The organism is Flavobacterium succinicans (genome assembly GCF_001662485.1).
Taxonomy (GTDB): domain Bacteria; phylum Bacteroidota; class Bacteroidia; order Flavobacteriales; family Flavobacteriaceae; genus Flavobacterium; species Flavobacterium succinicans_A.
Map to the genome: position 1 here is coordinate 1 of NZ_JMTM01000013.1, position 22,909 is coordinate 22,909.

At 35.8% G+C, this 22,909-nt stretch carries 18 protein-coding genes; 10 read left to right on the top strand and 8 right to left on the bottom strand.

What is annotated here, in order from left to right:
* Nucleotides 1-177 precede the first annotated feature (177 nt).
* The 4 genes from FLB_RS01630 to FLB_RS01640 all read right to left on the bottom strand — a co-directional run bounded on the left by FLB_RS01630 (nucleotide 178) and on the right by FLB_RS01640 (nucleotide 4,212).
* Nucleotides 178-714: a hypothetical protein gene (locus FLB_RS01630; RefSeq protein WP_064714230.1), complete on the bottom strand. Its 537-nt coding sequence runs from the start codon at nucleotides 712-714 to the stop codon at nucleotides 178-180.
* 3 nt (nucleotides 715-717) lie between these two features.
* The gene (locus FLB_RS01635) at nucleotides 718-2,061 is read right to left on the bottom strand and encodes an AAA family ATPase (protein WP_064714231.1); all 1,344 of its coding nucleotides are present in this window, start codon (nucleotides 2,059-2,061) and stop codon (nucleotides 718-720) included.
* Nucleotides 2,062-3,138: 1,077 nt separating this feature from the next.
* Nucleotides 3,139-3,282, bottom strand: coding sequence for a helix-turn-helix domain-containing protein (locus FLB_RS14215; RefSeq protein WP_157490508.1), 144 nt, complete (start codon nucleotides 3,280-3,282; stop codon nucleotides 3,139-3,141).
* A gap of 618 nt (nucleotides 3,283-3,900) precedes the next feature.
* Nucleotides 3,901-4,212, bottom strand: a complete 312-nt coding sequence (locus tag FLB_RS01640) for a hypothetical protein (protein ID WP_082923188.1) — start codon at nucleotides 4,210-4,212, stop codon at nucleotides 3,901-3,903.
* 562 nt (nucleotides 4,213-4,774) lie between these two features.
* Here FLB_RS01640 and FLB_RS01645 point away from each other — a divergent pair.
* The 3 genes from FLB_RS01645 to FLB_RS01655 all read left to right on the top strand — a co-directional run bounded on the left by FLB_RS01645 (nucleotide 4,775) and on the right by FLB_RS01655 (nucleotide 11,855).
* The gene (locus FLB_RS01645) at nucleotides 4,775-7,798 is read left to right on the top strand and encodes a SusC/RagA family TonB-linked outer membrane protein (protein WP_064714232.1); all 3,024 of its coding nucleotides are present in this window, start codon (nucleotides 4,775-4,777) and stop codon (nucleotides 7,796-7,798) included.
* 4 nt (nucleotides 7,799-7,802) lie between these two features.
* Complete coding sequence (locus FLB_RS01650; RefSeq protein ID WP_064714233.1) at nucleotides 7,803-9,197, top strand: RagB/SusD family nutrient uptake outer membrane protein; 1,395 nt, start codon at nucleotides 7,803-7,805, stop codon at nucleotides 9,195-9,197.
* Between the two features lie 180 nt (nucleotides 9,198-9,377).
* Nucleotides 9,378-11,855: a prolyl oligopeptidase family serine peptidase gene (locus FLB_RS01655; RefSeq protein WP_197488921.1), complete on the top strand. Its 2,478-nt coding sequence runs from the start codon at nucleotides 9,378-9,380 to the stop codon at nucleotides 11,853-11,855.
* A 75-nt stretch (nucleotides 11,856-11,930) separates the two neighbouring features.
* Here the strand turns inward: FLB_RS01655 and FLB_RS01660 are convergent, their stop codons facing one another.
* From FLB_RS01660 to FLB_RS01675, 4 genes are all read right to left on the bottom strand, one after another.
* Nucleotides 11,931-12,206: a hypothetical protein gene (locus FLB_RS01660; RefSeq protein WP_064714235.1), complete on the bottom strand. Its 276-nt coding sequence runs from the start codon at nucleotides 12,204-12,206 to the stop codon at nucleotides 11,931-11,933.
* Between the two features lie 94 nt (nucleotides 12,207-12,300).
* Nucleotides 12,301-13,833: a MauE/DoxX family redox-associated membrane protein gene (locus tag FLB_RS01665; protein ID WP_157490509.1), complete on the bottom strand. Its 1,533-nt coding sequence runs from the start codon at nucleotides 13,831-13,833 to the stop codon at nucleotides 12,301-12,303.
* A gap of 106 nt (nucleotides 13,834-13,939) precedes the next feature.
* Complete coding sequence (locus FLB_RS01670) at nucleotides 13,940-14,878, bottom strand: helix-turn-helix transcriptional regulator (protein ID WP_064714237.1); 939 nt, start codon at nucleotides 14,876-14,878, stop codon at nucleotides 13,940-13,942.
* A gap of 578 nt (nucleotides 14,879-15,456) precedes the next feature.
* Complete coding sequence (locus FLB_RS01675) at nucleotides 15,457-15,840, bottom strand: hypothetical protein (RefSeq protein ID WP_064714238.1); 384 nt, start codon at nucleotides 15,838-15,840, stop codon at nucleotides 15,457-15,459.
* Nucleotides 15,841-16,081: 241 nt separating this feature from the next.
* Here FLB_RS01675 and FLB_RS01680 point away from each other — a divergent pair, with 241 nt between their 5' ends.
* The 7 genes from FLB_RS01680 to FLB_RS01710 all read left to right on the top strand — a co-directional run bounded on the left by FLB_RS01680 (nucleotide 16,082) and on the right by FLB_RS01710 (nucleotide 22,907).
* The gene (locus FLB_RS01680; protein WP_064714239.1) at nucleotides 16,082-18,499 is read left to right on the top strand and encodes a bifunctional aminotransferase class I/II-fold pyridoxal phosphate-dependent enzyme/GNAT family N-acetyltransferase; all 2,418 of its coding nucleotides are present in this window, start codon (nucleotides 16,082-16,084) and stop codon (nucleotides 18,497-18,499) included.
* Between the two features lie 38 nt (nucleotides 18,500-18,537).
* Nucleotides 18,538-19,368, top strand: coding sequence for an RteC domain-containing protein (locus tag FLB_RS01685; protein ID WP_064714240.1), 831 nt, complete (start codon nucleotides 18,538-18,540; stop codon nucleotides 19,366-19,368).
* A 307-nt stretch (nucleotides 19,369-19,675) separates the two neighbouring features.
* On the top strand, nucleotides 19,676-19,984 hold the full coding sequence (locus tag FLB_RS01690) for a helix-turn-helix domain-containing protein (RefSeq protein WP_064714241.1): 309 nt from the start codon (nucleotides 19,676-19,678) through the stop codon (nucleotides 19,982-19,984).
* Nucleotides 19,981-20,862: a hypothetical protein gene (locus FLB_RS01695; RefSeq protein ID WP_064714242.1), complete on the top strand. Its 882-nt coding sequence runs from the start codon at nucleotides 19,981-19,983 to the stop codon at nucleotides 20,860-20,862. Before FLB_RS01690 ends, FLB_RS01695 begins: the two co-directional genes overlap by 4 nt.
* Nucleotides 20,863-20,885: 23 nt before the next feature.
* Entirely contained in the window at nucleotides 20,886-21,509 is a 624-nt protein-coding gene (locus FLB_RS01700; protein ID WP_064714243.1) for a hypothetical protein, read from the top strand.
* A gap of 28 nt (nucleotides 21,510-21,537) precedes the next feature.
* Entirely contained in the window at nucleotides 21,538-22,158 is a 621-nt protein-coding gene (locus tag FLB_RS01705) for a hypothetical protein (RefSeq protein ID WP_064714244.1), read from the top strand.
* Nucleotides 22,159-22,460: 302 nt separating this feature from the next.
* Nucleotides 22,461-22,907 carry a hypothetical protein gene (locus tag FLB_RS01710; protein WP_064714245.1) on the top strand — a complete coding sequence of 149 codons (447 nt, stop codon included), beginning with the start codon at nucleotides 22,461-22,463 and terminating at the stop codon, nucleotides 22,905-22,907.
* Nucleotides 22,908-22,909: the final 2 nt, after the last annotated feature.

Here is a 22,909-nt window from a genome sequence, read left to right on the forward strand (position 1 = left end):
TTCAACGTATAAAGAGTTATTGTGTAGTTTTTATCGTTAACGTTCTCGCGCTACACGCGGTTTGGTACTAAATTAGCGTTATTTTTCTGATAAGCCAAAACTTCCAAATACAAAATCAACTTCAAATTAAGCCAAATGCCCAAATCGCTTGTAGCGTGTGTTGGGCGTTCGTACTTCTTATTTGATTAATTTTTCGAGTCTGATTCTAGCAGGAAATCCTGGAGTTTTTATTTCTATTGGATTTCCACAACTATCAGATGTTGAAATATCTTGGATTCTGTTGCTAGAAGTAAATCCTATATTGTATTTAGGACTCAATAATATTCTATGGAAAGAGTAATCAATTCTTGAGCAATTGATGTAATTTGAAAGTTTACTGCAATATTCAATAAAAATTTCAGATGCTATAAATTGATTAACATAATCTTTGACTTTTGGTTTTAAAGATTTTAATTCAAATAATATGATTTTTTCTTGAGATGGTATTATTAGACAATAATCACAGCCTTTGTGAATAACTGGAGTATCTCTCTTTAAATACATCGATTTTCTTTTAAATTCACGTTTATCAATGTCGAGTTTTAAAAGTATAGAATCTACAGGAATTCCACCAATCAAAATTTCTTGATTAGTGTCAATTTCTTTAAGAACCATAGTTTGATTTTGTATATCAAAACTTTGAATAACTTCTTCGTCACAAAAAATATCTTTCATAGACTAATCAATTAAATAGTCTAAATCTGACGATATAGAAAATAAGTTATTTATTTCATCATCGAAAAATGGTATTTCAATTCCTTTATTATTAACCTCTAGACTTTCAAGTTTTCCATTAATGGCTTGATAAACGGATACGTCATTAAATTTTATATTATCGAATTTAGAATAGCTTTTTTTGTTCTTTATCAGCCATTGTTCTTTATCCTTGAAATCATTGGATAATAAAATTAGATTATTTAACTCTTTAACGAGGAAATCACTATGAGTAGTAATGAATACTTTAATGTCTAAATTAATTATAGAAGCAATGAGTTTTGCTATTAATCTTTGATTTTTTAATGTTAAATGGCTTTCAGGTTCATCTATAATAAGTATATCCCCTTGTTTTGCAAGATGTTTTAAATAAAAATAAATATCGACAATACATCTAGCGGATGAGGATGCTAAATATAGAGGAATATCAAATTTATTGTTTTTTTTGTTTTTTGTATAAAATCTGATATCCTGTTTGTTTTCTTTTTTAAATTCAGCACCTAAAATCTCTTTAATAATTTCCATTGGGTAGGAGGAATCTATTTTTGAAGTATTTTTTTTGATGTTATCTAAATTTCTTGTAAATGCAATATGGTCTCTAATCGGAGTCGCATAATACGCACTCATAGACATTAAAAGCTCAAATGGGTGGAAGTTTCCTTCTTTATCATCTAATTTTTGTAAACCATCGACCAACGAATTTCTTTGTTCGTCTAATTCTTTATAAAAAAGTGAAATACCTAATCTTTCTGCAGTTATAATTGTTGGGTCTGGAAATATTTCATCAAATACTAAATACGCAAATAAATCACCTAAAACTCTTTTAAATAGGGTATCGTCAATTTCATTTTTCGTTTGCTTAATGTAACTAATGGACAAAACATTATTTTCAAGTTTACCATCAAAAACAATATTCTCTCCAATTTGTATTTTCTTTTCACAATCTTTGAATTCTGTTGGTTTTTCAAATTCTAACTTTACTCTTGCCTCTGCAAATATCTTTTCCTTATCATTAAATAAATCTCTAATTCTTTTTTGAAAATTTGAGCTTTCTGTGACGATACTTTTAGAAACTATATCTTGAATTTCTTCTTTGTTAAGCGAAATTTGTCCTTCAATTTTTAGCCTTGCTTCTAAATCTTTGAAATTATTATAATTTATAAAATCCGTCCAATTTTTTAACATTCCATATATACTGTATGTGATATATGTTTTTCCGGAATTATTATCTCCAACTAAAATAGTTAAGTTATTAAGTTCAATTTCGCTTTGAACAATTTTTCCTAGATTATCGACGGTTAATTTCATTTAATTATTTTTCAAATTTTATTATGCGAATTTACGTTTTTATTTTGTATTCTTGGGTTAGCGTTGATATTACCTTTTTTTTGTTAGTATGACGCCCAACTTGTATATATGTCTGACAATATCCGACTTATCCCATTTAAATTGGGTGGCTATGTCTGAAAAACATCAGTTTTATTAATTATCAAATATATTTATTTTTTCTTACAAACCATACCTATTTGACAAGTGCTTAAAACAAAAAAAGATGCTTAGGCATCTTTTACAGTGGTATTTGATTTATGGCAAACGCTATTTATCAATTAATTTAAAAAAATCAGAAAGTTTCAAACTTCTAGCCTCACAAATTTTATTTAAAGCATAAAGAGTTTATTGTGTAGTTTTTATCGTTAACGTTCCCGCGCTACAGGCGGTTTGGGACTAAATTAGCGTTATTTTTCTGATTAGCCAAAACTTCCAAATACAAAACCAACTTCAAATTAAACCAATTGCCCAAATCGCTTGTAGCGTGTGTTACAGGAGGCTTGTTTTGTCGAAATTACCATTAAACCGCAAATTTTTCACGTTTCTGCTGACAAAATCCAATTTTCACGATTCTGTTTTTTGGTTCGCAGTTTTCAACTAGTTATTGTTTATTTATCGTTCAAATTTTGGCTATTTTTTGGTTTCCCGTTGGCTGATTCAAACTTTCAAACTTTTTCTCGTTAGAGTAGGTGAGTTCCAATTTTCACACTTCCAATTTTCACACTTCCGCTTTCCAAGTTTCAACTTTTTACGTTTCCGTTGGCACATTCCAATTTTCACGCTTCTGCTTTGTCAATTTCTTGCGGAAACAAATGCTTATTTTCAAATTGGAATTGTCTGCGTAATTTCGGCACAAGTCTCCTGTAACTTGTATGTATGTCTGACAATATCCGACTTATCCCATTTAAATTGGGTGCTATGTCTGATAAACATCAGTTTTATTAATTATCAAATATATTTATTTTTTCTTGCAAACCATCCCTATTTGACAAGTGCTTAAAACAAAAAAAAGATGCTTAGGCATCTTTTACAGTGGTATTTGATTTATGGCAAAAACTATTTGTCAATTAATTTAAAAAAATCTGAAAGCTTCAAATTTCTTGCCTCACAAATTTTATTCAACGTATAAAGAGTTATTGTGTAGTTTTTATCGTTAGCAATTCTTCGAACCGTTTTTTCATTAAAAACACCAAAGAGCATCTTCGTTATCTCTTTTTTCTAGTTCTCCAACTATCATTATATCCAGAAAAATAGTCCCTCCTAAAGGCATATATTTTACCTCTTATATAAGCTCCTACAGGGATAATCACGATACCTATTATTATCTCATACCATTCCATAACTCAAATATAGAGTGTTTGGATTGCTATTCTTGTTTCATAAAATCAGTTACTCCCGATCTGACAACTTCTACTCCCGATTTGACAAGAAGTGGCAAGTGGATGGTGGAGTAATTGTTGAATCGTTGAAATGTTGCATCGTTTAACTGTTAAGGAGGGTGAAATGTTAGATGTTAGAGGTGAGAGGTGAGAGGTGAAATGTTAGATGTGAGAGGTGAAATGTGAATGGTGAAATGTAAAAAATGGGAAAATCATCACATCTATTATCTCATACTATTCCATAACTCAAATATAGAATGTCTGGACAGGACAGAATAGGACAGGTCGCGACCTGTCCCTACCAAGATGGAAAAATTATCCCTAAATAAAATATTTAAAACAAAAAAAAGACGCCAAGGCATCTTTTACACTGGTATTTGATTTATGGCAAACGCTATTACAAACTAACAAACATTTAATCAAATGTGCTTTTTTTTATTTACCTAATTTCAAAATCATCATTTAACTGACCATACTTTTCTTCTATTAATTTAAAAAATTCGGACATCTTTATTCCTTTATAAAAACATATCGTGCTAAGCGTAGATACTGGTATTCTGTACCCGTCTACTTCTTTTATTTTCCTTACAATACCCTCATGTATACCGTGCATTTTTCCAAAAGATCTATTAGACACATCATTACTCATCCACATTTCACAAATATAATTACAAACATATCTATCTACAAGAAAGACCTTTACAGGTTTTTCATCCTTAAAATTATTTATTTGTAAATTATCATTTGCCATTAGAACAAAAGAATATATTATCTTGAATTATTTTGCACACGATGATGTGCAATTCAGATATTTGTTTTATATTTGTACCTGAATTTTTATATTTGCGATTCTTCATTAAAAAATTGAAGCATTCGCTTTGAATCTCGGCTCGAAACTTGGCAGTTTAAACCACGAGATGATAAGTACGATGCTCACGTCCAATGGCGTGGGCTCACTTATTCGTGGTAGGTATGCCAAGTACCAGAGACGTTTAAGCTGAGTTCCATGCCTATTTTTATGCCTATTCTTTTGATACAGCTCAACTTTTATTCTTAGCGTAATTTCTTCACTTGCAAGTCTCGCAATACTCTTACTGAATTAGTTGGGAAAGACACTGCCATCGTCTGGCTGCAACAGACAACGGCAGTTGGCTTTCCTGTAACCCTTAAAATAGCCTGCCTATGAATTAAAATAAAAAACCAGTATTGTAGCTTATCGCTACACTTCAAAAAAAGGTCCCCTAACTCTTCTTGGCGGTTGACTAGAGGACCCATGCTAATAAAACTAACGTTTCACTTCACTAGACCAAACTATGAAAAAAAAATCATTTTTACGGGGTAGGCATGCTTTTTATTGCCTTTTGGTACAGATTGCCTTTGTTGCTTTCTCCCCTTTACAAGCCAAAACCAAAAAACGGCACCTTATACTGCCCAAGCAACCACAACGCGTTCAAGGCATTGTATCGGACGGTAGCCAACCCATTCCCGGAGCAAGTGTCTCCATCAAAAACAAAAAAAATAGCACCACCTTTACCGACTTCAACGGTCACTACCTGCTAGCTGCCGACTCCAATGATACTTTAGTGGTCGCTTTTATGGGGTTTACCACTGCGCAGGTTTCTATACAGGGACGAAAAACCATTGACATAACCCTACGAATGGATGCTACCTCTTTGCAAGAAGTAAAAGTAAATGCAGGTTACTACACTATCAAAGAAAGTGAAAGAACTGGTAGTATTGCCAGAATTACCGCCAAAGAAATAGCCACCCAACCCGTCACGAATGTACTGGCAACGCTACAGGGGCGAATGGCTGGGGTAAGCATTACCCAAACCACGGGTACTCCTGGTGGCGGTTTTGATATTAAAATTAGAGGGCAAAATAGCCTTCGGGCTGATGCCAATGCCCCCTTGTATCTTATAGACGGGGTTCCCTATGCTTCAGACCCTATAGGTAACCCCCAAACGGCGTCTATTTTTCCATCCGTGACTAGTCCATTGAACAGCATCAATCCCGAAACGATAGAAAGCATTGAAATACTTAAAGATGCGGATGCTACGGCTATTTATGGTTCTAGAGGAGCCAATGGTGTGGTACTTATTACCACCAAAAAAGGGAAGTCTGGAAAAACTACCATGACCCTTAGTGCTTCTTCTGGCGTTGGGCATGTTACGCGATTTATGCAACTTATGACTACCCAACCCTACCTAGCCATGCGAAAACAAGCCTTTCTTAACGATGGTCTGACGCAATACAATCCTTGGGATTACGACATCAATGGTACTTGGGATCAAAACCGATACACGGATTGGCAAAAAGAATTGCTTGGAAAAACCGCACAAATTAATGATGTTCAAGCTACACTTACGGGAGGTTCTGAACAAACCCAATTCTTGTTGAGTGGTACTTTCCATAAAGAATCTACGGTATTTCCTGGTGCCTTTTTGTATAAAAAAGGCGGCAGTCAATTCAATTTGAATCATCGCTCGCCAGAGGATAAATTCAAAGCCACGGTATCTGCAAGTTATACGTTACAGGATAATAATCAACCCGCTTTTGATTTGACGTATGAAGCTCGTTCTCTAGCCCCAAATGCCCCTGCGCTATACCTACCAGACGGCTCTCTTAACTGGGAAAATGGTACGTGGGAAAATCCATTGCGCCATCTCAATGCCCAATACAAGTCTACCACCAAGGATTTGATTGCCAATACGGTAGTATCGTATGCAATTTTGCCTGATCTCTATTTGAAAAGCAGTATGGGCTACACTCATTTGTCTACATTAGAAACCAGAACGGCTCCCTCTACTATTTACAATCCTGCTTATAATGTGGGTAGCGATCGCTCTGCTATTTTTACTAACAGTACCTATCGCTCTTCTTGGATCCTTGAACCACAGGCCAATTGGGAAAAAGAATCCCGTTTTGGAAAAATTGGGGTGCTATTAGGAGCTACCTTTCAACATCAAAACAGCAACAGCTTAGTACAATCTGCTAACGGTTTTAGTTCTAATAGCTTGATTTATACTCTCGCTGCTGCTAAATATGTCAATGTCCTGGTCCATGACGATACGCAATACAAGTATCAAGCTTTTTTTGGTCGCTTTAACTACAATTGGCAGCAACGTTACCTCCTTAACTTCACCGCAAGACGTGATGGATCGAGTCGTTTTGGACCGGGCAAGCAATTTGCAAACTTTGGCGCTCTTGGTGCAGCATGGCTATTTAGCAATGAACCCTGGTTGAAAGATCGTTCGTGGTTGAGTTTTGGCAAATGGAGGGCTAGTATAGGCACCACTGGCAATGATCAAATTGGTGATTATCAATTTTTGAATACCTATACTACCTCTGGAATTAGTTATAATGGTGTTATAGGCTTACAACCTTCAAGGCTGTTTAATCCTACTTTTGGTTGGGAGACCAACAAGAAAATAGAAACGGCGCTAGAGCTTGGTTTTTTTAAAGACCGCATTTTTGTGACCGGTGCCTGGTATCAAAATCGCTCTTCCAATCAGTTGGTTGGTATGCCACTTTCAGGCACTACTGGTTTTACATTATTACAAGCTAACTTAGATGCCACCGTTGAAAATACAGGCTTAGAATTTACCCTACGCACTAGCCACTGGAACACTCCTAATTTTAGTTGGACTACTAGTGTTAATTTAACCCTTTCTAAAAATAAATTGCTCCGTTTTCCTGGTTTAGAAAGCTCCTCCTATAACCAACAGTATCGTATTGGTCAGCCGCTAAACATTGAACTCCTTTACCAATACAAAGGGATTCATCCGCAAACGGGAGTATATGAATTTGAAGATGTGAACCAGGACGGTATTCTTTCATTTCCAGAAGATCAACAAACCACAGCGAATCTTACTCCTACTTATTTTGGAGGTGTACACAATCAATTGCGCTATAAACGTTGGAAATTAGATTTTCTTTTTCAGTTTGTCAAACAAAAAAACCGTTCCTATCCTATGGGTCCTGCTGGCATCTTTTCGAATCAGCAAGCTAGCGCTAGCAACAGTTGGCTACCAACAGGGGATCAAGCTCCTTATCAAATCTACACTACTGGTTTGAATTACGAAGCCGTTCTAGCCGATTACTATTATTCAGAAAGTGATGCTGCAATTCTTGATGCCTCATTCATTCGACTCAAAAACCTTGCGCTTTCATTTGATGTTCCTTTGCCTTCGCAAGCTACTCAATGCCAACTTATGCTACAAGGTCAAAACTTGCTAACGTTCACTAGATTTAAAGAAGGAGATCCTGAGTTTACTAGTTACGGCTATTTACCCCCACTTAGAGTACTAACCCTTGGCGTGCAACTAACCTTTTAACACTATGAAAACACTAAAAACATCCAAAAAATGGTATTCCATTCTTACCTTAAATTTACTACTGCTTGCGACTGCTTGTGACTCCTTCGTTGCTGTTGATTTGCCTAAATCTCAATTAACGCAGGTTGCTGTATTTGAAGACAATGCCACAGCCCATGCTGCACTAAACGATATTTATGCCAAAATCAGAGACAAAGGCATTCTAACAGGAGCCAATACGGGTATTTCTAATCAGTTGGCTAACTATACTGATGAAATGGTGGCCTATGGTACTCCTACTAACCCAAGCCTGCCTTTTTACAACAATGCCCTTTTGCCCACCAATTCTGGAATTGCGGACTACTGGAATTCCTCCTATAATCAAATCTACAGTGCTAATGCCCTACTAGAAGGGATTGCAGCCAGTACAAAACTAACAACCGAGCATAAAAAAACACTTCAAGGTGAAGCGTTATTTATCCGAGCCTTAGTTCACTTCTATCTTGCGAATCTTTTTGGTGATATCCCCTATATCAAAACAACCGATTATCAAAAGAATGCTATTGTGAGTAGACTGCCTATTGACCAAGTCTACAACCACACCATCGAAGATTTAAAGCAAGCCATAGTGCTTTTATCTGAATCCTACTCTACTACTGAAAGAATCCGAGCGAATAAATGGGTCGCCAAATCTCTTTTGGCTAGGGTGTATTTGTATCAGCAATCGTATGACAAAGCGTTACAAGAGGCCAATGAGGTTATCCAACAATCGGATTTATTTGTCTTGGAAGAAGACCTTGATGACATTTTTCTGCTCCAGTCTAAGGAAACTATCTGGCAGCTACAAGCTCCTGTTGCGGGGCAAAACACACAAGAAGGCGCTGTCTTTATTTTTGAAACCGCTCCTCCTCCCTTGGTCGCCCTTTCTAATCTGTTGGTCAACTCCTTCGACACTGGAGACCAACGAAAAACCCATTGGATTAAAGCAGTAACTGATGGCAATGCGGTTTGGTATCATGCCGACAAATACAAAGAACGCAACTTTACAGGTACTTCTAAAGAATATTCTATTGTGATGCGTTTAGCCGAACTTTATCTTATCAGAGCCGAGGCAAAAGCCCATTTGGGTCATACATCAGGGGCTATAGATGACCTCAACCTAATTCGGTTCAGGGCTGGGCTTTCGGCGACTACAGCTGCTACAAAAGAAGCAATTATAACTGCTGTTCTTCAAGAAAGAAGATTGGAGTTTTTTACCGAACACGGGCATCGCTTCTTTGATTTGAAGCGCTATAACCTACTCGACGCTGTCTTATCAGGAACTAAATCAGGATGGACTACCTACCATCGATTGTTTCCCATTCCGCAAATAGAACTAAGTACTAATCCCAACCTACGCCCTCAAAATTCGGGTTATTAATCCAAAATGAGAACACTATTTCAAAGCCAAGCCACTATCTTTTATAGCTTTCAAAGATGCTTTGTGAGCGTACTTTTTCTCTCCTTTTTTTTGCTCCTTCTCTCTTGCTCCCTTTGGGGGCAAGTGGGGCAAAAAAGAACACTTAGTACTGCCGATTACGAAACTTGGGGTCAGTTGAATATGGATAAAATAGCCCCTACTAAAGCCTATTTTAGTTACATTATGCGCTATGCGAATGGCTTAGATACTTTATTTGTACAAAACACAAAGACCCAAAAGAAATATGTTTTCCCAAAGGGTGACCATTCCTTGTTTACTAAAAGTAATGGTTTCCTTTGTCAATCTGGTGCCACCTTACTACTTCTAGATTTGAAAAGTACTACGATCGCTACTATGGACAGTGTTAAAGACTACAGCTATTCTGAACGACAAGATAAAATCCTTGTTCATCTTGAAAATGAATCGCTTATCATCCAATCGCCTTTCGAAAAGAAAGCAAGAACCATTATTACCGATGTATCACAGTTTTCTTTGAGTCCAGATGGGAAATTACTAGCTTATACTACTTTTACAACTAATCGGAACTCTTTTGTTCTTCTTGATCTTGCTAACCTCAATGCTCCCACTACCCTAGTGTCTGATTCGCTCATCAGTTACAAAGGGAGTACTTGGCAAAAAGAGGGTAAATCAATCGCGTTTTATGGGTACAGCCTCAACAACAACCAACTATCACTCTACTGGTATAGCATTGAGCAAAAGCGTCTTTATCCACTCAACCCTCAAAGCAATATTTTTCCAAAAGCCCACTCCATCGCAGTTCATCCGTTCTACAAGTTGCTGATTTCAGATGATTCGAAAAAAGTATTCTTCTCCCTTCAAAATGATTTGGAGCAACCGCTTAAAAAGGAGCCCTCAACCGTTGAAATTTGGCATACCCAAGACCCATGGATTTATCCAGAAGAAGAGCAAAATGGACGAACGGCTCAATTGCCCAAAATAGCCGTGTGGTATCCTTTGACTCATCAAGTTTACCCTATCACCACCCATGCGTTGCCTAAAATAACGCTTACAGGAGACCAAAAACACGCCATTCTATCGAATCCAAAAGCTTATGAACCACAGTTTGAATTTGAAGGTCCTAGAGATTTTTACCTCCTAAATTGTAAAACAAGAGAACAAAAGAAGTTTCTAACGAAACAGTCTAGTTTTTACCGCGATATTATCCCCTCACCTTCGGGAAACTACATTGCTTATTTTAAAGAAAATCATTGGTGGGTTTATAACATTACTCTAGGTACACATACTAACATTACCCAAAATATTCCTTCGACTTGGTTTGGAAAAGTGCATACCTTACAACCACAATCGGCTTATGGTACTCCAGGATGGAGTCTGAACGACACAGCTATTATCCTTTATGATGCTTATGACATTTGGGCTATACGACCCGATGGACGTTCTTTTAAAAGGTTGACCGATGGGAAGGTCTCTAAAATAAGGTTTAGGATTGCCGATATCCCCAATCAACGGTCGCTAAATTTTGTTTATGACGGTCTTACCTCCCCTACTTTCGACCTCAACCAAAGCATTATTTTAAAAGCAGAGGGTGAAGATGGGAAAACAGGATTCTATATATGGCAAAAGAATAGAAAAGCTATACCTATCGTTTTTGAAAACAGTTGCAATGACCCCATCTATTATGACGCTAACAAACAGCTGTTTTTTTATATTGAGCAACGCTTTGATGTACCTCCAAGAATTATAAAAACAGACATTACAAGAAAACAAGTGGTCTTTGAAAGCAATCCGCAACATCATCAATTTTATTGGGGAAAGTCTGAGCTCATTCATTTTCAAAATTCAAAAAAACAACTCATTAAAGGTGTTTTGTATTATCCTGCCAATTACAATCCCTCCAAGAAGTACCCCATGATTGTAAATGTTTACGAAAAACAATCTGGTGAATTGCATTGGTACCATCCTCCAACGCTTTACAATGAGTCTGGCTTTAATCCAACTATTTTTACCTCTAACGGCTATTTTTGTTTCTTACCTGACATTGTACTTGAAGAGGAAAATGTAGGGCCTTCTGCCTTGGATTGTGTCGTAGCTGGTACTCAAAAAATTATAGCAATGGGTATAATCGCTCCTGATAAAATTGGTTTGATGGGTCATTCTTTTGGAGGCTATGAAACCGCATTCATAAGCAATCATAGCTCTCTATTTACTACAGCTATTGCTAGTGGAGCTGTCACTGATCTGACCCGTTTTTTCCTCACTGTGGGTTGGAATAGTAAAAAACCCGATATGTGGCGATTCAAGTCAGAGCAATGGCTTATGAATGATAAAACCCCCTTTGCTGATGCTGCTGATTTTAGCCGAAATTCACCTTTGAGTACTGTACAGCATCTCAGAATCCCTCTATTGCTCTGGAGTGGCAAAGAGGATACACAAGTTGATTGGCATCAAAGTGTTTCCTATTACTTAGCCCTTAGGCGATTGGGCAAAGAGGCTACTTTACTCTTATACCCAAAGGAAGGGCATACTCTTTTGGATCCTACTCATCAAAAAGACCTAACTGAGCGGGTTTTGCAATGGTTCGGCTATTATCTAAAAGGAGCGTCTCCAGCGTCGTGGATTCTAAATAATCAAAAATAACTTCATAAAAAAACAATGCAGTTCCTTGAATTATGGAACTGCATTGCCATTTTAACCATCGTCATGCCTTAAACCTTAGGGACGATATAGAATTTGTACACAATTTCCTTGTGCATCTTTGCCATAGGCCTGTGGTCCTGTTGTGATGCCCAAGCGACAGACAAACGGTTTGGGCGTGTTGTCACAGTTTACTGGTACGTTACTACAGCCTCCTTTGGCATTAAGAGTGTAGCCCATTTGTGGTGCCTTTGCCTCTTCTGCTTTCTGCATAGCAGTTGTAACAAAAGCGCCTAACCCCCCTAAAAATACTACTGCCAAAGGGAGTGCTTTGTTTAAAAATTGCGTTTTCATACTTATTGTTTTTTAGTTACATTTTGATCTACTTTTTTCTACAGGTTTTCGATCTTCCTCCTGATACTGGCCAGTATATTTTTAAACTAAACAACTATGTGCTAGTTTCTTTAAAAGCGTTTTTAAGCCATTCACGAAACCTATACACCCTCAATTGGTTACCCATAATTGTAAACAAGTGCGTATTGGTCACATAAAAAGCATCTAATCTTGTTTTCTCTGAACTGTATATGGGAAAACTAAACAAATATGTTTTTTTAGCTACATCATAAACATCAATAATGGAAGCTTGTTTCCAAATCTCGCCATTCTCCAATCTGCCCCTTATTTTAGACTGTACAAAGAGCAAGGATTCACATAGTGCGGCTTGAGCATTTACTATTAGTGGAGGTGCTGACATTTTCCGTACTGCCCCTTCTTTCAAATAGGAGACTTTGATCTGTGCCTTTTTTATGGTATCGATAGTAGTGCTTCTATATGATAATCTTCCCTCTTTGCTAAAAACTGTTATTGTATTTCTATAGTAATATAAATAAACAAATTGCTGCAATTTTGTACTGGCTAAAAGGATTCCATCTGTATCAAAAACTCCATCCAGTTGGGGTTGTACTAACTTATCATTGAAAGTAGTTTTATTGGCTGCATCTCTAGTATACGTTCCTAAAACATGGGCTGCGTTTTTGCCAAGATTAGCTCTCAACCCTATAACCGTAGGATCTAAAATGGCTAGCTGGTTAAAAAACGGAACCTGGTGTAATTCTTCTGTAATTTTCCAATCTGAGATGTTCCCTTTAAAAATTTTAGGCACACTCCCATCTGTCAAATAAAAATTGGTTTCCGCTACTTTTAATGTCACCATCTTAAATGGAATTCCTTTGGATTCAAAAGTAATTTTACTAGATTTTCTTGTTTGTAAAGTAGTATCTAATGCCTCAACATGCAGCGGATTAGAATAATTTCCTAAATAAATGGTATTTGCTGCACTCCCTGCAAAATAATAAGAGTTGTAGCCTAGGTTTATCTGCTTGACTAATTCGATAGGATGCTGCAGGTACCGTCTGATAAATGGGTTTTCATTATTGAGTTTGTATGTTGAATGCCAGAAAAACAGCAGCATCAAAATACCACTTCCTGTCACTACAAGAACCATTTTTATCCCGAGTAAAACTTTGCGTCGTGGTTTTAGTGCAGTATCTGATAAAAAAATAGCCAGTACTGCAAACAGTACAAAGACTAGATTAAAAACAAGGTGGGTTTCCCAACTCATTTTATCCAATATACCACCACATGAGCAAGGAATATATGCACTATACCGAAGTATAATAAAGATGTAGGCCGTAAACAAACTCATTACTATCAAGGAACTGTAGAATGCTATTGGTTTATACTTTGGGACTAAAAACAAAACCACAATCCCTAATTCAATTAAAGGGATCAAAAAAGAAAACCAAATTGCCCATACACTTACTATAGGAGACTGCGCTAATTGAATTTGAAAGTTTTCAAAGTCCAGCAACTTACTTATTGCGGCATAAGTAAAAAGTAGTATGAAAAGTACACTCACTAATCCTAAAATCCCTTCTTTTATTTTGACACTTAACTCCATCGGTTTTGCTTTATAATTCACATTGTAAAATTGTGATTTTAACCCTCAAAACACTTGTTCAATTGGGAGCAAAATTTATCAAAAAGGGAGAATTTGCAGCAAAATTTATTTCAATCCAAATTTTACGTTAGCCCCCTGTATTTATTTGGGGTAGCTCTAAGTAAATCGATTTTCGTGGTAATTCATTTGGAGAACATCCATACTTCTTTTTAAAGGCCTTAGAAAAATTGGGATAATCATTAAAGCCATTCATAACCGCTATATTCTTTAAAGGAATAACCGTTTCTTCAATCATAAAATGAGCTCTTTTTAATCGTTCATCGTTATAAAACTTATAAATACTGGTCTTAAAAAAATGACGAAAGCCGTCTTTAAGTTTATACTCATTCGTTCCAAATTTTCTAGCTAAAATTTTCACAGAAGGTAGGGGTTCCTCTAAATTGTCCACAATGTAATCATATAGTTTTTGAATTAATAGTGCATCTGTCTTTCTGGTTTTTTGCTGCTTATTTGTCTCATTGCCATATTTAATTGCATGGTAGGATTCTTGTTTGACGGGAGTAACTATGCTAATGATATACTCTTCACTGTTTAACAACTTCCCTACACTACAGCATGCCACTACATGCAATTGTGTTTTAGCAATAAATTCTAAAGACATCACGGTAGAAAATGATGATAGACTAGTTGAGGCCTCTATAAATGCTTGCAATTGTTTAAAAGAATCTAGGGTAATAAAAGAGGAAAAAGAGGCATCAATCAATTCATTTTCAGTATACCCCATACATGATATAACCTCAGAGGTAAATGTTTTTATTTGAAAAGATGCATTCAAAATAAAAGTAATTTGAGTTATAAATTGATGTGTACTTTGCGTACCAACATATCCATTATGAAATATAGCCTCTCTCATTTCTTCAGCGACCATATTAATGAGTACAGCCATAGTTTCCATTTCTGCCTTACAATTAGCCAAAGGAATTCGATGATTAAAATTACCTCTTGCCATTTCGAAAAGCATTTGATGAATTTGAACTACATGATCTTGTTGCGTAGAGCCCTCCATAAAAATATACTTTGCTATTTATGACTTAACCCGTTGGGTGAAATATTTTTTTTACCACACTTCGATACCTTAGTGTAAGCTTGAATCATAGATTTTAGGTTTAAGGTTGTTTAAGGTTTAAAGTTGTTTAAGGTTTAAGGTTGTTTAAGGTTTAAGGTTTAAAGTTGTTTAAGGTTGTTTAAGGTTTAAGGTTGTTTAAAGGTTGAAAAAGCCAAGCTATACTCAACTACAAGCCATACCGTACTTATTTTTGTGTCCTTTCATCTTGGAAATACTATACCTATTAGAATTTTTTTTTAGTAGCCATTGGTAAACTTATTTTTTTACCCCCTTCGATACCACATGCAGGCTTGAATCATAGCATTTGTAGTTTTTTAATAGCAACCCATAGCCGTTTTACTATTCCCCTAGCTCATCTATGCGAGAAATAGTGCTATTTCTGTTTTTTTTCTATGTTGATTTGCTATTCATCTATGGCTCTGGCCTGGATTGATGCACCGAAGTGTGGTTTAATTTTTACTTTATTTGAATTTCACCCAACGGGTTTATGACTTATACTTTACCTCCCTAGAACAAGTTTATAGATACCCTTTCAAAAAAAGGAGCGCTTCCTCTTTTTTGGTAAAAATCTGAGTAGGAACAACAGGCTTATTTACCTGAAGATAGAAATTACTTATGGTTAAGGTCACTTCTTCATCTGCCAGTAAACCTACTGCTTTGGTCAATAGAGACCCAAATTTTGCTAAATAATCCCGCCCTGCCTTTTCTGTATCAATAACTCCTCTCACATCACAACATATAGGATATGCTTTCTCTTTTTGAAAAAAGATTCTATCCGCTACTACACTTTTAGCTACCTCGAGATTTATTATCGTCTCGGGCTTATATTCAAAAAAGAGAATCCCATTTGCCATCCAAAAGCGTGCAAATTCATTCTCATAAAAATCATGGGCTGCAATCATGTTCTATGAATTTATCATGTTATTATTTAACAAAAATATAAACATTACTTAATACATGAAATGTTAATTCGGGATTATTTGTTGCATTTTATCTCTTTTGTTGTCAATTCGGGAATTTGACTTGTCATATCGGGAGTATTCAAAAATAGATGAAAATACTTTCATTTTTTATATGGAATTTTAGTCCATCATTACAAAAAAGAACCAGCAATTTTAATTAAAAACAACTAAAATTCTCTAAATGGCAAAAATCAAACACAACAACTTTATTGACACCGTAGATGACGTTTTATCGAACGCAAGTAAAGAAGGAGCCCTTCATCTCTATGCTGAAAATAATTTCTTAAACGGTAGAACCTTAAGAATTAAAGGACAGGAAATGCTACATTTTGGAACCACGGGCTATTTGGGGCTTGAACAAGACAGCCGGCTCAAAGATGCTTCCATTCAAGCCATTCGTGATTTTGGCACACAATTCCCTTTGTCAAAATCCTATATTTCACACCCTCTCTACAATGAGCTCGAACATAAAATCGAGCAAATGTATGGCATCCCACCAATTATAACTAAAAACAGTACTTTGGGTCATTTAGCCATTATTCCAACACTAATTAGAGATGAAGATGCTGTGATCCTAGATCATCAAGTTCATTGGAGTGTTCAGAATGCTTGTCAATTATTAAAATTAAGAGGCATTCCTGTGGAAATGATTCGCCATAATAATCTCAATATGTTAGAGGATAAAATAAAACAGTTCATCTCAACCTCTCACAAGATATGGTATATGGCTGATGGTGTATACTCCATGTTTGGTGATTATGCCCCTATGGAAGAATTGCTACACTTAAGAAAAAAATATTCACAACTGCATCTTTACTTTGATGATGTACACGGCATGAGCTGGATTGGCAAAAATGGCACTGGTTTCGTTTTGGATCGAATGAAGGAACTTCATGAGAATACCATTCTTGTTGGCACTCTAAGCAAAACCTTTGGTGCAAGTGGTGCAACACTATTTTGTAAAGACGAAAAACTAAGAAATAAGATCAAAACCTTTGGTGGTCCGTTAACCTTCTCCGCACAATTAGAACCTGCCTCTGTAGCTGCTGCCATTGCCTCTGCTGACATCCATTTATCACCTGAAATAACATTAAAACAAAAAGACCTCGCTGATAAAATCTTTTACTTCAACCAATTGCTTTCTCAAAAAAAACTTCCTATCATCTCTACAAATGATTCTCCTGTTTTCTTTTTAGGAATGGGCACACCTATAACGGCTTACAACTTTATGCAACGGTTATTCCAAGAAGGTTTTTATTTGAACTTGGGAATATACCCAGCTGTTCCCATAAAAAATACAGGAATACGAATCACTTTATCCAGTCATAATCAGAAAGAAGATATCGGAGCATTAGCTGAAGCCCTTGATTTCCATTATTTAAAAGCACTAGAAGCCACCCACAATAGTGACTCAAAAATTAAAAGAGCCTTTGGTTTAATTGATATTTTGCCTTCACAAAGCCTTCCTAAACATAGCTCTGCAATCCTAATTGAAGAAAACCGCAGTATTCATTCTTTCAAGAAAGAAGAATGGAATCAGAAAATGGGTAACAACACTATCTTAGATTGGGATGGGCTCGCTTTTTTAGAGGATGCCTTTGCTCAAAATACAGATTTCACCAATACCTGGGACTTTTATTATTATACTGTTAAAGATCAACAGGGAAACCTCATTCTCTCTACTTTTTTCACTTACGCTATATGGAAAGAGGATATGCTCGCTACCGCCTCCGTATCAAAACATTTAGAAGCAATTAGAAAAAAAAACCCAACCTATTTAACCGCTACCACCCTTAGTATGGGTTCTTTATTTACCGAGGGTAAGCATTATTATTTAGATGAAACTCATCCCATGGCCAATGCTGCCTTACAACTTTTGATAGAAAAAGTAGAAGAAAAATACAATGCATTAAATGCAGACCACCTCATCTACAGGGATTTTGAAACAGATCATACGTGGGGAACTATACTTCAATCACAAGGTTATCTTAAAGTAGCTATGCCAGAATCTTGTGTTATTGAAAAGAACGATTGGAGCACTTATGAGGAATTTAGCAACAAACTTTCACCTAGATCGAAAAAACATTTCAATAAAGAGATTGTTTCATTTGAACACTATTACAAGGTTATCATTAAACAAACTTTAAATCGAGAAGAGCTTGAAAGAGCCTACCATTTGTATTGTAACGTAAAAAATAATAACCTAGCCATTAATACTTTTCAATATCCATTTAGTGTTTTTGAAGTGATGACTACTCACCAAAACTGGGAGTTCATTTTACTATACAATATAGAGAACCCATCCGATGAATTTGTAGGCATTATGTTTTGTTACAGGAATAAAAAAAACACTTATGTCCCTGAACTAATTGGAATGGACTATCAATGGGTCTATGGGTACCATCTTTACAGACAACTCCTTTTTCAAACCATAAAAAGAGCCAATTCCTTAGGCTACCAAAGAATTGATTTTGGAGTATCCGCAACATTTGAAAAAAGAAAACTTGGCGCAAAAGTAGTTCCAAAAGTAGCTTACGTCCAAAGTAGAGACAATTATGCCATGGAACTGCTTCACACTTTGCAAAACGATTTTAAATAAAAATTAAAAACAATTCTCTAAACTAAACTTTAAACAAAATGTTCCAAAAAACCATAGATACCTTTACTAGTATCTGTAATGACATCTTAGAATCCAATGACACTATGCTTACTAAAGCGAGTAACGGAATTTTACTTTGTAATAAAACATTATCCGATTTAAAAGATATTGTAGACAAGAAAGATTTTGATACCATTCCTGAAGAGATTGACTTCTTCAAAAACATCAAACCCATCCCCATGAGCTCGTTAATATATTATACAGAAGTACGATCCTGCGAGCTCAGAATGCCTAAAGCCGGCAGTTCCTATAAAATTCAATTTCTTCAAAAAGAACTTCGAAAAATCAATAAATTCTTTTACAAAAATGCCGACTTTGTTCATTACATGGAGCAAGGCCATAGTTACTTAGATCATCAGTTTTTCACTAGAAATCATAGGGACAATTTCCCATTTACGCCAATGACTGACTATTATCAATTCCCAGAATTTTCCACTTCACAAGACATGCTATGGGCGAAGGTAAAAGCGATGTATCGATTCATTCATTACATTAGGGCCTCATTAAAAAAATTAAAAGTCGATGATGCTAGTCTATTCGAAGAAAAAAAACATAAAGTTTTAGTTTGGACAGGTCCAAAAACAGCACTAACCGAACTTATCTATGCTTTATTCTCAAATGGTGCTATTAACCATGGCGCCGCAGACATCAATATGATTACCGCTTCTTTTGAGGAATTTTTTAATATAAAACTGGATAATGTTTACAAAACCTATTCAGAAATTAAAGCCCGAAAAAGTAGTAAAACTAAATTCTTAGAGGAACTCACCTTACATCTACAACAAAAAATGTCTAGAGAAGATGCCTAGACGATACTAAAAAAACAACCTCCCTTACAAGATAACCGTCACAAAGGAAACATCGTAACTACGAAACGACAAGCAGCAAGCCTCTATTTAAAGGATTTGCTGCTTATTTTTTTTAAAAAACTAAAAAAATGTCATCGCCAAAAAGTAGATCGTTTTTTTTTTTAATCAAACACAAATAAAATCAACACTTTCGATCCAGATCCTGTTAAATCTTTTCGGTACTACGAAAGCCATTGGGATAAAACCAAACAGATAGAATGGAATTTTGCTACAACAAATTAAAACATATCATTCTAATTTAAACACTATGGCAGCTAACATCATTACTACAGAAGACCTCAATGCATTCAAACTAGAACTTTTGGAGGAGATCAAAAAAATTCTACTCCCCGTAGAAGTTAAGCAAGAAAAAAAATGGCTCAAATCTAATGAGGTTCGAAAACTACTAAACATTTCTGCAGGCACTTTGCAAAACCTTCGTGTCAATGGCAGCATTAGTTACACCAAAATTGGAGGCACTTTGTATTATTCAATGACAGACCTCGACCAACTCTTTCGTTCGAATAAGGTATCTTCTTCAGAACCTTTGTTCAATCCCAAATGGCTTGTAAGATGAATTATATCAGACACCTTACTGGATTTTTTGAAAAAGTGGCTATAGATAAAACCCTTAATCCAACACATGTGAGTTTGTATATGTCTTTGTTTCAATGCTGGAACTGCAATCGCTTCCGCAATCCGATTAGTATTTCTCGTGACGAGCTTATGCGAATTAGCAAAATTAGTTCTAAAGCTACTTACCACAAATGCCTGAAAAACTTGCATAGTTTAGGGTACATTCACTACGAGCCTTCGTATAATCCTTTCAAAGGAAGTCACGTAATGCTGTTTAACTTTTCGGAACGGTTACCGCCTGTACCAAAAGATGACAGCCCACTAAAAAATGAACCTCTTTTTGGTACACTTCCTAGACAAGCTTTAAACCAGCCGTGTACTAGTAACGAAACAGGTACTGAACAAGCGTTAGTATCTTATATAAACAATACAAACTTATCAAACCATTCAAACGCTATAAAGGATATAAACTTGAACGAGTCACAAAATTTTGAAATTGAAGAGACTCTACTCCAAAATCAAGATAATGAAAGGAAAGAAAAAAAGTTGCGCGAAAAAAAGAAAGTCATTTCGGAACCACGAACCACTATGCAAGCCCCTTCCAGCAATGGAACCCAAGGTTTCCAAGCACCGAAATTGCAAGACATTCAAACCTATTTTCAAGACAAGCAGTTTCCAGCCCTAGAAGCCCAAAAGTTTTTTAATTATTTTTCGAGTGTTGGTTGGCTTGTTGGTGGTAAACATCCTATGGTCGATTGGCAAGCCGCAGCACAAAACTGGATGCTTAACGCTCCTAAATTCCTCTACAGCCCCTCAGTGTCTGACAGAGCCAAAGTACTCCATACCACAACCGAAAAAGACTATACAGAACCGCTTTAACTGAACTTTATTATTTTTTAGAGATGAACAATGAAATTAAACCACCACTCAACTACCCCACTATCATACTTTGGCTAGAAAAAAAAGGAATGGAGTTGTATGGAAAAAAGTTTGCCATTGCAGCAACGGACCACGAAATACTCTACAAATTAATCGCTTACTTTTTGAGAGACGCCACCACTTGTCTTCAATTCAATATCGATTTGGACAAAGGGATATTACTAACAGGCCCTATTGGCTGCGGCAAAACCTCACTTATGCATTTAATGAAATGCTTGACTGCAACAGAGCATAAGTTTTTCGTCAAGCCCTGTAGGGATATTAGCTTTGAGTTCATTCAGGAGGGCTACCCCATCATCCACAAATACAGCAGTGGCAAACTCTATCCCTCTCAGCCCAAAACCCTATGCTTTGATGATCTTGGCACTGAAAACAACTTGAAATACTATGGCAATGAATGCAATGTTATGGGCGAAATTTTATTAAGTCGTTATGATTTATTTGTTGCCAAAAAAATCCCTACACACCTCACTACGAATCTATCTGCTAGTGAAATTGAAAGTATTTATGGGAATAGGGTACGCTCAAGGTTGCGAGAGATGGTTAATCTAATTGCATTTAAAAAAACAGTAGCAGACAAAAGATAAAATCTGCATTGCAACAAAAAGAAATACTATGAAAACTATAACCAACTTCTGGGACCACTTCCAACAAAATCACTTCGTTTTTCTACTCCTAGACGAAATCTCAAAAGACGAACTAAAAATTCATTTCGACAAACTAATCGAAATACTCCATCAATACAACAAAGACCTAGACCTCGTCATCAAGAACAAAAAGAGAGGGGGAGCGTTAATTATCACCGCAAATGGAAATCCGTACCTTTTCAAAGAAGTAGAATTACTAGTTCATTATGCACCAATTATAGAACGTTGGAAAATAACAGCTTTCTTACAACCAGAAATGAATATTGAACAATACGAAAACAGCACCGACAAACCACTAGAGTATTACGGCATCACATTACGAATAAGCGAAATGTATTTCATTCCATTAGAAAGTATTGAAAGACCAACCGATTTAGGAATAAAAGTACTACTCAAAAACTACATTGTCCATAAATACAATCCAAGACTTCGAGAAGCAGTTTATATTCACATTGAACACTTACTTGGAGAAAAATCATTTGCCAAAGATATTGCGTTTATCGAGATTGGGCAATTAGAAGGAGATAATGAAAACCATATCCAATTGTATAATTTAAAACTCTATATTGATATTGAAATGAACAATTAACTTACGGCAATAAATGCACTTTACTGCCAAAACTTAACTTTAGAAGGAATTTTACTAGGTTTTGATTCTAAAAATCCTACTGATTTAATCAGGCAAAGGTAGCTCCAAAAGATAAAGAAGGAAAGACTAAGTATCATCATGATTGGTCTTTGAGTAATTTTATTGATGTTACACACGAACTAAGATTCATTCAAGAAGACGTAAAAAAATTTATCCATAGTCTAAGAGATTTCAGAAATTATATTCGCCCTATACTCGAGTATGGAAAAAAATAAAAATCAAACATAAAACAACATTAGCCAATGTCAGCTAATTTATTACAACCTGAAAAAATTGAAATTGTTGATTTTAAAATCATAAAAGGGCAAATTAATAGTCCATTCGATTTTGAGGAAGAAAAAATTCAAAGTCATAATTTCAATGTGAACTTTGAATTAGGCTTTAATCCAGAGAAATTAATTAAAGCTGATTTTTCAGTAAATGTAGCATCCAAAAGTGAAAAAGAAGATAGCGAAGAAGCAATCGGAGCTTTCAGTTTTGTTTATGTTTTTCATGTGGATAACAATGAGAAATTGACCAAATTGGAAGAAGATAATGTAGTTACCATACATCCTGCATTAGGAAATGCTTTAGCTGCCATTACCTACTCAACATCAAGAGGAATATTAATGACTCGTTTTCAAGGTACCGCTTTGCATAACTTCATTTTACCCGATATCTCGGATTTGTACACGAACGAAGTGAATTGACG

Coding starts and splice junctions, on each gene's coding strand:
- FLB_RS01630 (WP_064714230.1), bottom strand. CDS start 714: ATGAAAGATATTTTTTGTGACGAAGAAGTTATTCAAAGTTTTGATATA.
- FLB_RS01635 (WP_064714231.1), bottom strand. CDS start 2,061: ATGAAATTAACCGTCGATAATCTAGGAAAAATTGTTCAAAGCGAAATT.
- FLB_RS14215 (WP_157490508.1), bottom strand. CDS start 3,282: ATGCTCTTTGGTGTTTTTAATGAAAAAACGGTTCGAAGAATTGCTAAC.
- FLB_RS01640 (WP_082923188.1), bottom strand. CDS start 4,212: ATGGCAAATGATAATTTACAAATAAATAATTTTAAGGATGAAAAACCT.
- FLB_RS01645 (WP_064714232.1), top strand. CDS start 4,775: ATGAAAAAAAAATCATTTTTACGGGGTAGGCATGCTTTTTATTGCCTT.
- FLB_RS01650 (WP_064714233.1), top strand. CDS start 7,803: ATGAAAACACTAAAAACATCCAAAAAATGGTATTCCATTCTTACCTTA.
- FLB_RS01655 (WP_197488921.1), top strand. CDS start 9,378: ATGGATAAAATAGCCCCTACTAAAGCCTATTTTAGTTACATTATGCGC.
- FLB_RS01660 (WP_064714235.1), bottom strand. CDS start 12,206: ATGAAAACGCAATTTTTAAACAAAGCACTCCCTTTGGCAGTAGTATTT.
- FLB_RS01670 (WP_064714237.1), bottom strand. CDS start 14,878: ATGGAGGGCTCTACGCAACAAGATCATGTAGTTCAAATTCATCAAATG.
- FLB_RS01675 (WP_064714238.1), bottom strand. CDS start 15,840: ATGATTGCAGCCCATGATTTTTATGAGAATGAATTTGCACGCTTTTGG.
- FLB_RS01680 (WP_064714239.1), top strand. CDS start 16,082: ATGGCAAAAATCAAACACAACAACTTTATTGACACCGTAGATGACGTT.
- FLB_RS01685 (WP_064714240.1), top strand. CDS start 18,538: ATGTTCCAAAAAACCATAGATACCTTTACTAGTATCTGTAATGACATC.
- FLB_RS01690 (WP_064714241.1), top strand. CDS start 19,676: ATGGCAGCTAACATCATTACTACAGAAGACCTCAATGCATTCAAACTA.
- FLB_RS01695 (WP_064714242.1), top strand. CDS start 19,981: ATGAATTATATCAGACACCTTACTGGATTTTTTGAAAAAGTGGCTATA.
- FLB_RS01700 (WP_064714243.1), top strand. CDS start 20,886: ATGAACAATGAAATTAAACCACCACTCAACTACCCCACTATCATACTT.
- FLB_RS01705 (WP_064714244.1), top strand. CDS start 21,538: ATGAAAACTATAACCAACTTCTGGGACCACTTCCAACAAAATCACTTC.
- FLB_RS01710 (WP_064714245.1), top strand. CDS start 22,461: ATGTCAGCTAATTTATTACAACCTGAAAAAATTGAAATTGTTGATTTT.